The sequence below is a fragment of the Candidatus Neomarinimicrobiota bacterium genome, assembly GCA_041862535.1.
GTDB lineage: Bacteria > Fidelibacterota > Marinisomatia > SCGC-AAA003-L08 > TS1B11.
The window spans coordinates 43,754-58,801 of the sequence record JBGVTM010000201.1 but is presented as its reverse complement, the minus strand read 5'-3'; the positions used below and the strand labels follow the sequence as shown (position 1 = coordinate 58,801).

17 protein-coding genes are annotated in these 15,048 nt (G+C 55.7%); 13 read left to right on the top strand and 4 right to left on the bottom strand.

Features of this window, described 5'->3' with window-relative positions; genetic code table 11:
* Positions 1-714 (top strand): NAD-dependent deacetylase (locus tag ACETWG_07420; GenBank protein ID MFB0516416.1); only part of this gene is annotated, 714 nt, incomplete at its 5' end.
* A 57-nt stretch (positions 715-771) separates the two neighbouring features.
* Here ACETWG_07420 and ACETWG_07415 read toward each other — a convergent pair.
* Positions 772-1,296, bottom strand: a complete 525-nt coding sequence (locus tag ACETWG_07415) for an isoprenylcysteine carboxylmethyltransferase family protein (protein MFB0516415.1) — start codon at positions 1,294-1,296, stop codon at positions 772-774.
* A 188-nt stretch (positions 1,297-1,484) separates the two neighbouring features.
* Positions 1,485-1,745 carry an RNA recognition motif domain-containing protein gene (locus ACETWG_07410; protein MFB0516414.1) on the bottom strand — a complete coding sequence of 87 codons (261 nt, stop codon included), beginning with the start codon at positions 1,743-1,745 and terminating at the stop codon, positions 1,485-1,487.
* Between the two features lie 469 nt (positions 1,746-2,214).
* Between ACETWG_07410 and ACETWG_07405 the strand changes: the two genes are divergently transcribed.
* The 5 genes from ACETWG_07405 (at position 2,215) to ACETWG_07385 (ending at position 7,005) form a co-directional block, all read left to right on the top strand.
* Positions 2,215-3,942 carry an amidohydrolase gene (locus ACETWG_07405; protein ID MFB0516413.1) on the top strand — a complete coding sequence of 576 codons (1,728 nt, stop codon included), beginning with the start codon at positions 2,215-2,217 and terminating at the stop codon, positions 3,940-3,942.
* 33 nt (positions 3,943-3,975) lie between these two features.
* Complete coding sequence (gene recO / locus ACETWG_07400; protein MFB0516412.1) at positions 3,976-4,728, top strand: DNA repair protein RecO; 753 nt, start codon at positions 3,976-3,978, stop codon at positions 4,726-4,728.
* The gene (locus ACETWG_07395) at positions 4,725-5,522 is read left to right on the top strand and encodes an alpha/beta hydrolase (protein ID MFB0516411.1); all 798 of its coding nucleotides are present in this window, start codon (positions 4,725-4,727) and stop codon (positions 5,520-5,522) included. The genes recO and ACETWG_07395 overlap by 4 nt, the downstream gene beginning before the upstream one ends.
* Positions 5,494-6,333 carry a rhomboid family intramembrane serine protease gene (locus ACETWG_07390; GenBank protein ID MFB0516410.1) on the top strand — a complete coding sequence of 280 codons (840 nt, stop codon included), beginning with the start codon at positions 5,494-5,496 and terminating at the stop codon, positions 6,331-6,333. Before ACETWG_07395 ends, ACETWG_07390 begins: the two co-directional genes overlap by 29 nt.
* Before the next feature lie 90 nt (positions 6,334-6,423).
* Entirely contained in the window at positions 6,424-7,005 is a 582-nt protein-coding gene (locus ACETWG_07385) for a hypothetical protein (GenBank protein ID MFB0516409.1), read from the top strand.
* 31 nt (positions 7,006-7,036) lie between these two features.
* Here the strand turns inward: ACETWG_07385 and rnhA are convergent, their stop codons facing one another.
* Both rnhA and ACETWG_07375 read right to left on the bottom strand, forming a co-directional pair.
* Positions 7,037-7,492, bottom strand: coding sequence for a ribonuclease HI (gene rnhA / locus ACETWG_07380; protein MFB0516408.1), 456 nt, complete (start codon positions 7,490-7,492; stop codon positions 7,037-7,039).
* A gap of 3 nt (positions 7,493-7,495) precedes the next feature.
* On the bottom strand, positions 7,496-8,242 hold the full coding sequence (locus tag ACETWG_07375; protein ID MFB0516407.1) for a hypothetical protein: 747 nt from the start codon (positions 8,240-8,242) through the stop codon (positions 7,496-7,498).
* Positions 8,243-8,482: 240 nt separating this feature from the next.
* On the opposite strand from ACETWG_07375, the gene ACETWG_07370 reads away from it, so the two are divergent.
* The 7 genes from ACETWG_07370 to ACETWG_07340 are packed head-to-tail and all read left to right on the top strand — an operon-like array spanning position 8,483 to position 15,025.
* The gene (locus ACETWG_07370; GenBank protein ID MFB0516406.1) at positions 8,483-9,463 is read left to right on the top strand and encodes a GNAT family N-acetyltransferase; all 981 of its coding nucleotides are present in this window, start codon (positions 8,483-8,485) and stop codon (positions 9,461-9,463) included.
* Between the two features lie 60 nt (positions 9,464-9,523).
* A complete protein-coding gene (locus ACETWG_07365; protein MFB0516405.1) occupies positions 9,524-11,020 on the top strand; it encodes a lipopolysaccharide biosynthesis protein in 1,497 nt (498 codons plus the stop codon).
* Positions 11,017-12,114, top strand: a complete 1,098-nt coding sequence (locus tag ACETWG_07360) for a glycosyltransferase family 4 protein (protein ID MFB0516404.1) — start codon at positions 11,017-11,019, stop codon at positions 12,112-12,114. The genes ACETWG_07365 and ACETWG_07360 overlap by 4 nt, the downstream gene beginning before the upstream one ends.
* Positions 12,111-13,193, top strand: coding sequence for a hypothetical protein (locus tag ACETWG_07355; protein ID MFB0516403.1), 1,083 nt, complete (start codon positions 12,111-12,113; stop codon positions 13,191-13,193). The genes ACETWG_07360 and ACETWG_07355 overlap by 4 nt, the downstream gene beginning before the upstream one ends.
* The gene (locus ACETWG_07350) at positions 13,190-13,696 is read left to right on the top strand and encodes a GNAT family N-acetyltransferase (protein MFB0516402.1); all 507 of its coding nucleotides are present in this window, start codon (positions 13,190-13,192) and stop codon (positions 13,694-13,696) included. Before ACETWG_07355 ends, ACETWG_07350 begins: the two co-directional genes overlap by 4 nt.
* Positions 13,671-14,363 (top strand): WbqC family protein, encoded by a 693-nt coding sequence (locus ACETWG_07345; GenBank protein ID MFB0516401.1) that lies wholly within the window; start codon positions 13,671-13,673, stop codon positions 14,361-14,363. The genes ACETWG_07350 and ACETWG_07345 overlap by 26 nt, the downstream gene beginning before the upstream one ends.
* Complete coding sequence (locus tag ACETWG_07340) at positions 14,360-15,025, top strand: hypothetical protein (GenBank protein MFB0516400.1); 666 nt, start codon at positions 14,360-14,362, stop codon at positions 15,023-15,025. Before ACETWG_07345 ends, ACETWG_07340 begins: the two co-directional genes overlap by 4 nt.
* Positions 15,026-15,048: the final 23 nt, after the last annotated feature.

Sequence of the window (15,048 nt, the reverse complement as noted above, 5' to 3'; positions counted from 1 at the left end):
CCGCGACCCATTTCACTAGCTGACTACCAGATGATCGTCTTTTTCACGGGGGCCGGCATGTCTGCTGAGAGCGGCGTGCCGACATACCGGGGTCGGGGCGGTATCTGGGCTAAGTACAACTGGGAGGAGGTGGCCTGTGAGGAAGCTTTCCGCCGGAGTCCCGAGCAGGTACTCGAATTTCACGCTCTACGCCGCCAGCAGCTGGCAGCCTGCCTGCCGCACCGGGGCCACTATGTGATTGCCAACCTCGAGGCATCTCATCCCCAGGTTACGGTCATTACCCAAAATATTGACGGACTGCATCAACGGGCGGGATCTAAGCGGATCATTGAGCTGCACGGCAGCCTCTGGCGTCTGCGCTGCTCAGCGGAAGGCACCATCCTCCATTTAGAACCCGGGGACGAAAGCCCTACCCACTGCCAGTGCGGCGCCTGGATGCGACCCGATATCGTCTGGTTCGGAGACTATCTAGATCCGGAGGTGCTCAATCAGGCCACCGAAGCCGTCAGTCAATGTGACCTGCTGGTCGCCGTCGGCACCTCGGCCTTTGTGTGGCCAGCGGCGGGTTTCCCGCAATTGGCCCGCGATCAGGGCACCCACTGCATCGAAATCAATCCCGAGGCGACCGAAATGTCCCGCCTGTACCATGATGTGTACCGCAGCCCGGCAGGGGAAGTCTTGCCGGTTTTATTCCCCGGCCTGACTCCAGCATAACTCAAATGATCCACTGACATATCCATACCGAGGCTCCGCTTTCAGACGGGGCCTCTGCTAAAACAGGAATGGAATGAACCTGCGGGTCGATTTCATATAGCTGGCATAATCTGCACCAAATCTGCGCAGGTTCTCAGCCTCTTCGGCCTTGGCCGTGGCAATCAGGCTGGCAGAGACAGCTAAAACCAGGATGCCGCCGATCAGCGAAGGATCTTTGAAGAACACGCCCCATCCCAGCCACAGTAACGACGCATAAAGGGGGTGGCGGATATATTTATAGACGCCCCGCTTGACGAGGGTGGTGGTATGCTCAAACCCGCCTACTGGCTTCCCGCTCACATATAGCAGATAAAATCCCTGCACCGCCAGGACTGATGAGAGCGTCAGCAGTAACCACGAAATGATTTGCATGGCGGAAAACGGTTCCCGCAGCCAATAGACCAGGTTGAGCAGGATCAGGGCAAGGAGGGACTCAAAGGTAAAGAACCGGTAGAAGCCATGAGACCGCGGATTGCGCAAGGTAGGCCATGAAATCCAGACGATTCCCGCCGACCCGATAACAAAAATGACCAATCTCAACATGGCAGGACTTAATTGCGGAAACCAACCGGTGGGACGGAACCTCTTGTGGCAAGTACCTCAGGTCTGATTAAAGACTATATAAGGTGGATTCAGGGACCTCTAATGATGAACAATTGGTATGCATTCCCCCTTAACTGAACGATTGGGCAGGACTCAGCCACAGAAACACTTGGACCCTACCAGTGGCGCTATCGCCGACCGGCGGGACGTTCTCGCGCCTCACTCACACGCAGAGTGCGACCGCCAAACTCCTTTCCGTCCATCTGGCTGATAGCAGTATTGGCCTCCTCATCCTCCATTTCAACGAAGCCAAAACCCCGGAACCTGCCGGTTTCGCGATCAAAAATCATTTTGACTTCATGCACGGTACCAAATTCCTCGAACAGGGTTCGAATCTCCGGTTCGGTCGCGCTGAATGGTAAGTTGCCGACATAAATCGTCTTTGCCATAATCCATTACTCTCCGCAAAGGGCCTCAGATTAGGGTGGGTAAACAACCGCACCCAGATCGAGACGAATCAGATTGAAACCAGTACCCCACGAACAGATAGTTGTCCCATTCTACAGGTATACAACGTCCTCGACCATGGAGCAATTCTTATTGGTCGTTACCTAGGACTTCTTTTTGTCAACGGGAATTGAGCGGGAAGCGTGATATAGCATGCACCTCAAAGCAGACAAATGAAGATACAAGGCTACGAGCCATCGGCAAGATTACGCCTGTTTAGCAAAGGGCGCAAGCACTTCTTAGTGAAGTAATGATATCCTTCTTCCGACGCGAACCTGCGCTCGCTGAACGACCGTCCTCCCGCTGAGGTATCCTGGGAAATGCGAAAGTAAGTGATCAGGTTTCATATAAAACATAGTGTTGCGTAATGTACCTTGACTAACCTACCGTCCAATTGCTAATCTGTATTATATGAAACAACGATTTCTTTTTCTCCTGATGACCGGACTTATGATAACCCTGGCATGCACACCACGCTCCGGAGCCGACGTGATTCTGAGCGGCGGTACGATCTTGACCATGGACAAATACCTTGCCCCTTCGCGGGCTCTGGCCGTTGTGGACGGCCGGATCCTGGCGGTGGGCTCAGAGGACGAGATTCTGCCCTTGGCTACCCGCAGGACAAAGCGCATCGATCTGCGGGGAGCGGTCGTTATGCCGGGTCTGACAGACAGCCACTTTCATCTGTGGAGCTTCAGCCGCTCCCTCGTTGAACTCCAGCTCGTTGGTACAACCTCCGCTGATGAGATTGCCAAACTGGTAGCTGCCAAAGCCCGGGATCTGCCACCAGGTACGTGGATCAAAGGCCGGGGCTGGGACCAGAACGACTGGGAAGTGCCGGCCTTTCCCACTTGCGAGCCATTGGATAAGGCCGCTCCCGATCACCCCGTGATACTGGCAAGGATAGACGGCCATGCCATCTGGACCAACAGCCGGGCCCTGGCCCTGGCGGGGATCACATCCTCTACATCCGCCCCCGAAGGCGGCGCCATTATCCGTAACGAAAAGGGCCGTCCCACAGGAGTGTTCCTAGATAAGGCTATGGACCTCGTTCGCCAGGTCCTTCCCCAGCCAACTCGGGATGATATTCGCCGCTGGCTCCTGGCGGCAGTGCAGCGCTGCAATCAGGTCGGACTGACCGAAATACACGACCCGGGAGTGGACAATACCACCCTGGAGGTTATCCGGGAACTGGTGGATGAGGAACTCTTTACTCTGCGCTATTACGGCATGTTGGATGGTGACTCTTTGTCCCTCCTCGACACCTATTTCAGTCAGGGAACACTGATCAACTACGGTGGTCGCATGACAGTTCGAGCAGTCAAGTTCTTTGCCGACGGTGCCCTGGGGAGCCGTGGTGCAGCATTGTTCGACGATTACAGTGATGATCCCGGCAATCGCGGTCTTATCGTGACCCCACCTGATGTACTGGAAGCACTGGTCCGGCGTACCTTCCAGGCCGGCTTCCAGCCCTGCACCCATGCCATCGGCGACCGCGCCAACCGCCTGGTCCTGGATATCTACGAGCAGGCAATGGCCCAGTTTGAAGGCCGGGAGCTCCGGCCCCGCATCGAACATGCTCAGGTTCTTGCCCAAAGCGATATCCGTCGGTTTGCCTGCCTGGGGGTTATCCCGGCCATGCAGCCCAGCCATGCTACCAGCGACATGTATTGGGCCGAAAACCGACTGGGTCCTGACCGTGTAAACCACGCCTACGCCTGGAGGCAATTGCTGAATTCAGGATCGATCATCGCCGGTGGTTCCGACTGCCCGGTAGAGCGGGAAGAGCCCCTGCTGCAGCTCTATGCTGCCCGCACCCGGCAGGATACCAGTGGCTGGCCTGAAAAAGGTTGGCTTCCCGGTGAGAAAATGGGCGGGCTGGAGGCCTTGAAGTCACTGACCTCCTGGGCCGCATACGCCGCCTTCGAGGACTCTATCCGCAGTAAAATCTTGCCCGGCTATGATGCCGACCTCACGGTGTTGTCCCTCAATCCAGTGAACTGCGATCCCCGGGCCTTGCTCAATGCCAAGGTTCTCATGACTATAGTAGGAGGGCAAGTAGTGTGGCATGATAAAGAGGGCTTCCAAGCGATGTCCTCTCAGGCCGAGGTACAGTCATCCGCCAACGGCAACAATTGATAATCGGAACGGAAAGGCTTACCTTCGCGCCCCATGTCAATTCCGCTTTCATCGGACGCCGTCGTGCTGCGAACCATCGATTATTCGGACACCTCCCTGATCGTCCGCCTTTTTACCGAACAGTTCGGCAAGGTAACGGTCATTGCAAAAGGGGCTCGACGACCGAAACAGGCCTCAGCCGGTGTCCTGCAAACGCCCAATCACATCGCTGTGTGGTACTACCATAAGGAAGGACGTGATATCCAGACCCTGACCAAGTCGGAGTTTGTTGAGCGTTATACTGGTTTGACCAGCGACCTGGCTAAAAGCGCCGCCGCTTTACTGGCCGTGGAAATGCTGGACCGATCAGTTCACGATTCCGATCCCCATCCCATGCTCTACCGGCTCATTAGCTCTACCCTCCGACACCTGGACCAGACCGATGGGAATGTGACAGTGGTGCTCCATTTCTACCAGCTCCATCTAGCGAAGCAGCTGGGCTTTGGCCCCCAGTTATCGTCGTGTAGCCAATGCCAACGTCCCTTAAAAAAAGCCTCCTTGGACATGACCACTGGCTCACTGCTGTGTGATCAGTGCCGACCTAAAGGTGACATCCGGTTGGGGAACCCGGCTCTGGCACACCTCCAGACCCTCAGCCGAACCCACATCTCAGAGCTGGCAACACTTCAACCTGATAATAAAACGACTAAGGAGGTTGAAGACTTCCTCCTGAATCACCTGTTTTTCTATGTGGACGGCATGAGCAATTTGAAATCTATCAAGTTCTGGCGGCAGGTGAAGAGGTGACCGATACGATCACAGAACGATTCTCTCCCCGGGAAATCGAGCTGGGCGAAGGGCCAATAGGTTGTTTTCTCATACACGGTTTCACCGGTTCAACTTATGAGCTCCAGGGACTGGCCGAATTTCTCTCCCGCCAGGGCTTCCGGGTCACCGCCAAGCTGCTGGCTGGTCATGGTACTACTATCCAGGATTGCAACCTGGTGCGGGCCGAGGATTGGGTGCACGAGATAGAATTTCACTTTACTGAATTTTTCCTGCAGTGTGAGACCACCTTCGTGCTCGGGCTCAGTATGGGTGCCGGCCTGGCTCTATACCTATCCACCTTGTTCCCGGTGGCAGGGATCGTAGCCATGTCATCCGCGCTAATCCTGAACTTCCGCTGGCTGCGTTGGTACTTACCGCTGATAGCTCCATTCTGTTCATCCATTTCCAAAGACCGGGCCGAAGCACGGAAAAATACTGCGCAACATCCTCACTATGGCTATCACTATTATCCCCCAAATGGGCTGCGGGCAATGCTCAAGCTGAACCGGTATATCCAGGCCGGGCTCTCAAAGGTTACTCTTCCGACTCTGGTCATGCACTCCCGGGCTGATACTACCGCACCCTTCGAGAACGCCAATCTCGTGTTTAATAGAATCCGCTCCGAAGACAAAACGCTAATCACCTACGGTCATTCCGGCCACGTTCTCCCCGACAGCTCTGAGAAAGAGAAAGTCTGGTCCGATATTCTGAACTTCTTAACCCTCCATATCCCAAAGCAGACCCGTGCGATACCGCTACACCAGTCCCGGTAGCTACGACTCGTTCAGCTGGGGCCGCCCCCGCACGACCATTATCAGGGCTCTGATCATCATCAACCTGGCCATTTGGGTGCTACTGACCCTTAGTGAGTCCAGCCGGCTGATCTTCCCCTACCTGGGATTGGTGCCCAAGCTGGTCTGGTCCCGGCTCATGGTCTGGCAACCCATCACCTATATGTTTATCCATGCCGGATTCTGGCACGTGGCCCTCAACATGTTCGCCCTTTGGATGTTCGGCTCCGAACTGGAGCGGGAATGGGGTAAAGCGGCTTTCCTCCGCTACTATTTCATCACCGGCGTGGGATCAGGCCTGGTTACCATGTTGTTCAGCCTCAACTCAATAATACCAGTCATCGGTGCCAGCGGTGCCATTTACGGCGTGCTCCTGGCTTACGGCCTGGCATATCCCAACCGGGAGGTGTACCTCTACTTTATATTTCCCGTAAAAGTAAAGTACTTCGTGGGCTTCTTTGCCCTGATGGCCTTCTTCGCGTCTATCCAGCCCGGGGTATCAACCATCAGTCACCTCACCCACCTGTCCGGGATGGTCATCGGCTGGTTCTACCTCAAGTCGGGGTGGCGCTCAACCTGGTACCACCTGGGCCAGCGAGTAGCCAGCCTTCAGCAAGAACGGCACATCCGGAAAGAATTCTTCGAGGATCAGGAAGATGAAGCCCTGCGCCAGCAAGTCGACCAGATCCTGGACAAAATCAATACCGAAGGCTATGTCGCCCTGTCAAAGGAAGAGCAGGATATCCTCTACCGGGCCAGCGTCCGATTCTCGCGCAAAAGCGTAAAAGAATAGCACACGCAGTGGCATTTTACGGGTCGATCGCAACTCCTATACGAGCGAGCGACTTCCCACACAGATTTATTACTTATAAGGAGGGGAATTATGCGTACGTCAATTATCGCGTTCCTGGTCATGGCCGCTTTGGGCATTTTCCCACCAATAGTCAAGGGACAATCCGTAGCAGTAGTCATCAGTGAACAGACGGTCAACGATTTCCTGGGCGCGGTGGGACCGGTGAAGGGGGAGGGCACCGGTGCCCGGAAAATCAACTACAACTGGACGGTTTCTGAACCGCAGGTGGATTTTGAGCCCGGTACGGCCGGTTTCAAAGCCCAGGTTAAAGTCAAAACCAAAATCGTCACGCTCACGAACCGGGTGAATGGCCGCCTGGCGGTAGACTACGACGCCGCTACCAACAAGATTCGCATGCAGGTGGTGGAGGCCAAATTCCCGATTTACGTGAAAGTCCTGGGCACCAAAGTGAAACTCGCCACCCTGGATATCGGCCAATATTACAAGCCCAAGTTCGAATTCAACGGCCCCGAGCCGGTGCAGCAGGAGGTGGAGATGGACATCGGCGATGGCAATAAGCGTCGCATCGGCGTGACCGTGGAGGGTCGAGCGATTGCTCTGGAGAAGGACCAGGTGAAGGTTTCGGTGGCTTTGACCTACGCAGCTTTATGAGCACCTGGATAGGATCAGCCGATTAGCTTTGCTATTTCGTGATCATGGAAACGGCCAATCGGTCCGCCCGTTCGTTCTCGGGATGCCCTTCGTGCCCGCGGACCCAGTGAAATTCCACCTTGTGCACCTGCAGCAGCGCCACCAACCGTTCCCATAGGTCCACATTGAGCACTGGCTGGCCGCGCCCCTTCTTGACGATCTTGCGCCAGCCCCGCTCCATCCAGCTCTCCAGCCAACCCTTCTCGATGGCGTCCACGACATAGCGCGAATCGGAGTACAGGATAACCCGGCAGGGCTTTTTAAGGGCCTCCAGTCCCTTGATGATGGCCGTGAGCTCCATGCGGTTGTTGGTGGTGTTATCCGCCTTGCCGGCCAGTTCTTTCTCGCGTCCGCCGTACTGTAAAATGGCGGCCCACCCCCCGGGACCGGGATTGCCCGAACAGGCCCCATCGGTGTAAAGAGTCACCTGCGGCAGGTCCGAGGACATGTGCTACTCCTTGGCCTGAACCGGCAGGGGCTCATCTACGGGATGCTTGCGGATGTTGAACCAGTAGCCCAGCCAGATAAGTATAATCCCCACCAGCTCCAGTATGTAAAGGACTTCGGTGTGACCAAACCGGCTGAATGTGCCCCCGATAGCAGGGAATATGGCCCCAACGGCAATAAAACTATTCCCGATAAACCGATCCCGGGCCAGCTCCGCCGCCAGGCCCTCCCCCCTACGAGATACCTTATAGTAACGCCAGGCAGAAAGGAGCGCACCACCCACCAGGAAAATCACGGCATAGGTATTGATAAAGGGGCTGAAGCGCCGCACCCACTGCCAGCCAAGAGCCCGGCCGCTGGGCAGCTGCGGATCCACTGCGGCCAGATTGATCGGACTGGCGATCACAAAGATGGCCGCTATCACCACCGCAGTTATCAGGGCGATGGTGAGCCGCCTGGCGGTCTGGGGCCTTAGTAGCAGCCACACGGTGCCCTGGGCCAGGGGCGCACCACCCAACAGGGCACCCACGATAAACCAGAACTTGAATATAACCGGGTTCCAGCCCAGGAGAGTGATGTAAGCTTCGGAGAAGGTGCCCATACCATACGTCAGCACACCGATGGTCCACCACCGCAGGTGAGTGCCCTGGCGTCCCCGCTGCACATAGCGCCGGTAAATGTTCCAGGCAAAAACGAGGGCCAGGATGGTGGTGGCAATCGGCAGGTAATAGATCAAGGGGCGTGAATTCATCGCTGATTTTCAGTTCTTTAGTCTAAGATAACATGCTGTTATCCACGTTCTGACGCTTTCAATCTGGCAGCGGTTATTACGACTAACCCACCAATTTATCCTTGTCCGTCGTAAGATGCACGGTAAAGTCCACCGCTGAAGCCAGCATCAGTTTCCGGATGTAAGGGAGTTCAAGTGGCACTGAACTCTTCCCTTCCACTTCTTCCCTCACGCCGATAAATTCCCACGCGCTTTGCTAATATGTCCCTGACCGTTTCCCTGTATCAGCCATCCTTTCAGGAAGAATGGGACCGTTACGTCCGTGAGGCCAACAACGGCACCCTGTTTCACCTGCGACGATTCCTGAGCTATCACCCGGAGGGACGGTTCCAGGACCATTCACTCCTCTTCACCGGTCCCAAAGGCGTGCTGGCTCTTATGCCTGCCGCCGGGCGAGAGGTAGACGGCCAACGGCATCTCATTTCCCACCCGGGCGCCTCCTATGGCGGATTGGTCACTCCCATCGGGCTGTCCTTCAAAAACAGCTATGAACTGGTAGAAAGCCTCCTGGACTACGCTGAGGGTCAGGGTTTCCGCCGGATCACCCTGACCCTGCCGCCAACCATCTATAACCGCCGCCTATCAAATTACGTGGACTTTGCCCTCCTGCAACACGGCTTCACCTATCTGCGGCGCGAAGTCTCCAGCATTCTCTTTCTGGAGCCGACCCCGGAAGATAATCTGGCCAAGTTCACCGCTGCCTCCCACCGGGCAGTTAAAAAGGCCCACCAGTCCGGAATAGACATGCACTTCAGTGAGGATCTGGCCACCTTTTACGACATCCTGCTGCACAACCTCAAGCGCCGCCACAACGTCCAACCCACCCACACCCTGGAAGAGCTGCTACGGCTGGCGGACCTCTTCCCCGATGAAATCCGCCTGCTGGCGGCCTACCTGGAGGGCCGCATGATCGCCGGTATCACGATCTTCGACGCCAACCCGGATGTCACCCTGGCCTTCTACATCAGCCACGATGAAGCCTATCAGCGGTACCGGGCAGTGAACCTGCTGTTCTACGAAATGATCCGCTGGGCCAGCGAGAAAGGCTTCCGCTACCTGGACTTTGGCATCTTCACCGTGAATATGGAGCCCAACTTTGGCCTGGCCCGCTTCAAGGAAAGCTTCGGTGCCAGCGGCATGTTCCGCGATACCCTGACGATCCAGCTACAGCCGGTCGATTAGCATGACCATAACCCGCGGAATGGATTTCCGAAAATCGGTTATTCAGGGGGTGGCAGGCCCATGACGGTGGCTAACAGCGGCGCGGAGGAGTTCTCCGGCGGCGTTCCGTCCATGAAGGAGGATATCTTCCAGCTGGGACGCAAGTCCATAGCTTATGTCCTGGGGTACCTGGCCACCAGGGCCGTGTCCTTCCTACTCCTCCCGCTGTATACCAACGCCCTGGCGCCGGAGGAAATGGGTGTCCTATCCCTGGCCTTCGCCTTTGCTGCCTTCGGACTGATTGTGTACCACTTGGGGCTAGACTCAGCCCTCCTGCGCTATTACGTCGGCGAGTCCGCTGAAAAGCAAAAGAAAGTACTAGCCACCGTGTACTTCACACAAGTGGGAGTGGGATTGGTCCTGTCCGCCGTCATCCTCCCTTTCCGCCGCAGCCTGGCTGAAGCCCTCCTGGGCGTCAATCAGCCAGAGTGGATAATCCTGCTAGCTGCGATCATTTTCCTTGACGTACTATGGATTATCCCCATGCATCTATTCCGGGCGCACGAGAAATCCCGTCCCTATATCACCTTTAGCCTACTGAATGTCATTATAATCATGACCCTCAGTATTATCCTGATAGGTCACCTCAAGATGGGGGTCGCCGGTGCGCTATGGGCCAACCTGGCCGCCTCGGGCACCATCTTCGCGGCTACGTTGCCGAGCCTCATCCGGCGGCTATCCCTGTCTGCCTACTCATCACAAACGCTCAAGGTACTCCTGAAATTCGGCCTGCCCTTCCTTCCCGCGGGACTGCTGACCATGACCATTGAACTGGCCGATCGGTATCTACTGCGCTGGTTGGCCGACCTGGAGACCGTTGGCCTGTATTCCGCTGGCTACAAATTGGGAATACTCATGCTTATTCTGGTCATGGGTTTCAATATGGGATGGCAGCCCTTTTTCCTGCGCAGGGGTAAAGCGGCAGGTGCTCAGCCGGTCTTCGCCCGCACTGCCACTTACATGGTGACCATCATGGCCACACTGATGCTGATTACTGGCGCCTGGATAGACGACCTGGTCCGCTTGCCGTTAGGGCCCATTACTATTTTCGGTCAGGACTATTGGTCCGCCACGGGAATCGTGCCTATCATCATGCTGGGATATCTCTTTTTCGGCTTGTATGTCCTCCTGCTCCCCGGTATCCATCTGTGTTCGCGGACGCACTGGGTAATCGTCTTCCGGGGTATCGGCGCCGCTATAAACGTCGCCCTGAATATCATGCTCATTCCCATCTGGGGCGCTATGGGAGCGGCACTGGCCACCTGTATCTCTTTTGCCGGCATGGGGCTGGTCACCTTCCTGGTCATTAACCGCATCTATCCCGTGCCGTATGAATGGAGCCGACTGGCCAGGATAGCCGGATTGCTCGTACTTGGCATTATCATCCTATACAGCCTACCTCCCAACCTGTGGCGCAACCTGAGCCTTACTTTCCTGCTGCCGGTGGGCATATGGGTTACCCGGGTAGCGACCCCGGAAGAACGGCAATTTTTTCACCGCGCACTGAAACAGTCATGAAAATCCTCGTCGCCACCCGGGGCCACTCACCCGACGATGACCGCATCTTCCACAAGGAAATTCGGTCCCTGTTGAAACATGGCCATGAAGTTACCCTGGTAACCCGCATACAGCAGACCGTTGACTCCGGCCTGCCCCGATTCCGAAACCTGGCCCTTGGTCCTATTGGCGTTGTTCAATTCTCAAAGGAACTCCAAACACTGGCCCGCGAATGGCAACCAGCCGCCCTTCAAATCCACGAATTCGATCTGCTGGTAGCTGCCGGCCGCATAAAAAGGGAACTGGGCATCCCTATCATCTATGATGTACAAGATGCTCACAAGGAAATGTGGGCTACGTTCTCTTCCAAGCCTCCCTTAATTAAACACATTATCAACCAGGGTCTGCTACAATTTGAAAAACGACATCTGAAATACGTGGATCGGGTATCGGCTCTTTCGCCGCATATTCAGCGGCAATATCAGAAATGGGGACTCAAGGTCGTGCTTGTTCCTAACTACCCTCATCTCATATCTATCGACCTCAACATACCGCGGGAACCGCTGGTGATCTACCACGGCCAACTCTCAGTGAAAAGAGGCATCCCCCTGCTGGTCAGCGCCTTCGCCGGCGTAGTGGCAGCGGTGCCAGAGGCAAGGTTGGAGATCTATGGTAATGAGTGGGTACCTGGCCTGGTACAAAGGTTGCACGCGTCCATCAACCACATCGGTATGGGCAAGTCCATTGCCATTAAGCCTACCATACCTTATCAGAACATCCTCATGCGCCTGACCGGTGCCCGAGTTGGGGTCATCCCCTTTACAGACGCCCCCCTGTTTCGGGTTGCCCCTCCCAATAAACTCTACGAATATATGCTCTGTGGATGCGCGGTTGCTGCCAGCGATCTTCCCGTCCTCCGGGAGCAGGGTAAAACTGCCGTTTATTTCGTCCCGCCCGATGATGCCGAGGCCCTGACAACGGCCTTGATCCGTCTGTTAAGAGATGAGGATTTGCGCAGATCACTCACCAGGCAGGGTAGGCAGCTCATTGAATCGTTGTATCATTGGGAACTGGTTGAGCCCGAGTACCTCACTATTTATGAGGAGTTAGCTTGAAAATCCTCTATATCTCACCGGAGAATACCGTCGGTACCCTGGGCCTGTGGCAGCGCATTCATCGGAACCGGGGAAACGAATGTCGCTATATCACCTACTTCCCTTCTCCCATGGGATTCCCCGATGACATCTGCCTGCACTTGCCCCTGATTAGCAGTGCCAAGTGGTTCATTCAGCTCCGCAACCTGGTCTACACCTGGTCGAAAGGCCCCCTGGGGGACGAAACCCCGCTGCCCGGAAATCCACCCATCTGGGAGCCGAAGAGCACTGTCGAGAGAGCTTTCTTCAACTTCAGAGATTGGCTTTGGCGCTTCTGGGTGGAACCGGCTATCCGGCGCTATGATCTGCTTGACTTCGACATCTATCACCTGGAATGGGGCCTGGAGTTCTATCGCAACGGCAGCTTTGTTGAGCGGCTGCATAAACGCAGCAAGCCCATTCTTTGCACGTACCATGGTCAGGACCTGCGGCACCGGGGTGTCATCCCGGCAGTGGACCGGCACGTTCAGTTCAGCCTCACCAGCGAGTACGACCTGATCTCGCGCCACCCGAACCTGCACTACCTGTTCCTGCCCTTCGATGTGCATGCATTCGATCCCCATCGAGAACTCCACGATCCCATCACCATCTGCCACGCCACGCGCAACCGGTATGCGAAGGGTTCCGACACCATTATCATGGCTTGCAGAGCCTTGGAGCGGTCTCACGGAGTTCGGTTCATTCTCATCGAAAATCAATCACATGAGGTGACCATGCGCCTTAAAGGCCAGGCCGATATTTACATCGACCAGGTAGCCAACGTGGGGCCCGGTTACGGTATGAACTCCGTAGAGGCCATGGCCCTGGGACTGGCCTGCTGCACCGATATGGATGAGAACTATCAAGCCTTCATGCCGGACCATCCCTTTGTGCAGGTTACCCGGGAAAACCTGTTGGAGAGGCTCACCGGGCTGGTGGAAGCCCCGCACATCATTCTGGAACGGGGGACAGCTGCCCGCCAATGGGCCGAAACTCATCACGCCCTGGACGTGACCGGGGACCGGCTTTACGGCTATTACCGCGAACTCGGCATCGTATGACCGGCCACGAAACCAGGTTGATCCCGCTTACCCGCCCCCTTGCCCGTCATTATGCCTCCAGGCTTCTTGAGTTGATCGGGACCATACCTGGGAAACCGTGGCGGGAGACGGAACTGCTGCAGGAACGACCGCACAAATTTCACTACAGCCGTTTCTGGCTGGCAGGGGATGAAGTGGCGGGCGTGATCATAGCTTCTAAAAAACAGAACTCCGTTCATATCCACCAGGTAGCGATCGACCCCGCATATAGGCGCCAGGGCCTGGCACGACAGGCCTATTGCCGCATCGCATCCCAGGCCCGGTCGGATGGCCTGATCAAGCTCACTGCCAATTGCATCCTGAGCGACAAAGTAGCGGTTGCCTTCCACCAGACACTTGGTCTAACCTTTGACGATAGCTATATCGATCCCGATGATGATCTGGCATACGGTCACATGTCCGTAGCTTTGGATATACTGCTTCAGCGATGCCCGGAATATGAAAGTAGCGATCCACCAGCCTAACTTCCTGCCATGGCCCGGTTATTTTCACAAATACGCCCTGGCGGATCTCATGGTCCATATGGACACGGCACAGCATGTCCGCCTGGAATTCGATCACCGCAACTGGATCAAAATCCCCGACGGCTCCAAACGGTGGATTATCGTCCACAGAGCCGGCAGCAATCCTTTTGCCCAACCGCTCAACAGGGTGCGCCTGGCAAATGATGAATGGCGAACCATAATCCAGAACCGACTTTACAACAGCTATCACCAGGCCCCTTATTATCACCTCTACATAGACAATCTGATGGATGTTCTCCGCAGGAAATGGGCATCTCTCGCAAGCCTTAACCTGGCATTGATCAATTATATCTGCCAGGAGTTGGAGATCGCGACTCCCTCCCTGCGGCTATCGGAGCTGGGAGTGGACTTTGGCCAGCACACCGGGCAATTAATCCGCATTGCCCGCCACGCAGGTGCCGACACTTACCTATCAGGTATGGGCGCTCGAGAATACCTGGATGAGGGGGCCTTCCAGAAAGCCGGGATCAAGCTCGAATACCAGCACTATACACCGATACTCTATCCCCAGCTTTATGGGGAATTCATCCCCAACCTGAGTATTATCGACCTTTTATTTAACACGGGACCTGAAGCCAGGACTTATCTTTTTGGAGGACCACCTTGACATCGAAAATCGATCCTTCCTGCAATTTCTCCCTGGGCCATTACCGCTACTGCCTTCAAAAGGGCCTGGATGAGAATTACCGGTTTCTCACTATGCAGGCGTACGTCAAAGGGGCAGCGACGGACGAGCGGATCATTATCATGCGCCATGATGAAGACCTGTCCCTGGAAGCGGCCAGGCGACTGGCAGATGTCGAGGCTGCGCTCGGTATTCGCTCCTCGTTCTTCTTCCGTCTTCATGCCTGCCAGTACAACCTGCTATCGCTGCCCTCCCTGGCTGTCGTCACGGGAATGCAGCAACAGGGGCACGAAATCGGTCTCCATGGGGAAACCCACGCCCTTCCACAGGTGGAAGATCGCGATAAATCTCTCTTGCGGCAGGAGCGAGAACTGCTTTCCCGCATCATCGGTACAGAGGTGACCGGTCTGAGTGTCCATGAACCTTTCAGGATAAGGAAAAACCGGGAAGAGGATTGGTTTCGGGCCCTTGGTTTTGAGTACGAAGCCTACAGCAGCCAGTTCACCCCGCTCAAGTATATATCCGACAGTTCCGCCTACTGGCGGGAAGGGTGTATGTGCCAACATATCGGCCGAACAGACCAACTATACATTCTTACGCACGGTTTCTGGTGGTACGACAAGACACCACTGGAAAACTATTGAATGTACTACCCAACCCTTATCCA

Bases quoted from the DNA above. Each gene is read 5' to 3' on its own strand.
- ACETWG_07350 (MFB0516402.1), top strand. From the start codon at position 13,190: ATGACCGGCCACGAAACCAGGTTGATCCCGCTTACCCGCCCCCTTGCC.
- ACETWG_07365 (MFB0516405.1), top strand. From the start codon at position 9,524: ATGACGGTGGCTAACAGCGGCGCGGAGGAGTTCTCCGGCGGCGTTCCG.
- ACETWG_07360 (MFB0516404.1), top strand. From the start codon at position 11,017: ATGAAAATCCTCGTCGCCACCCGGGGCCACTCACCCGACGATGACCGC.
- ACETWG_07375 (MFB0516407.1), bottom strand. From the start codon at position 8,242: ATGAATTCACGCCCCTTGATCTATTACCTGCCGATTGCCACCACCATC.
- ACETWG_07370 (MFB0516406.1), top strand. From the start codon at position 8,483: ATGTCCCTGACCGTTTCCCTGTATCAGCCATCCTTTCAGGAAGAATGG.
- ACETWG_07345 (MFB0516401.1), top strand. From the start codon at position 13,671: ATGAAAGTAGCGATCCACCAGCCTAACTTCCTGCCATGGCCCGGTTAT.
- ACETWG_07410 (MFB0516414.1), bottom strand. From the start codon at position 1,745: ATGGCAAAGACGATTTATGTCGGCAACTTACCATTCAGCGCGACCGAA.
- ACETWG_07415 (MFB0516415.1), bottom strand. From the start codon at position 1,296: ATGTTGAGATTGGTCATTTTTGTTATCGGGTCGGCGGGAATCGTCTGG.
- ACETWG_07405 (MFB0516413.1), top strand. From the start codon at position 2,215: ATGAAACAACGATTTCTTTTTCTCCTGATGACCGGACTTATGATAACC.
- recO (MFB0516412.1), top strand. From the start codon at position 3,976: ATGTCAATTCCGCTTTCATCGGACGCCGTCGTGCTGCGAACCATCGAT.
- rnhA (MFB0516408.1), bottom strand. From the start codon at position 7,492: ATGTCCTCGGACCTGCCGCAGGTGACTCTTTACACCGATGGGGCCTGT.
- ACETWG_07385 (MFB0516409.1), top strand. From the start codon at position 6,424: ATGCGTACGTCAATTATCGCGTTCCTGGTCATGGCCGCTTTGGGCATT.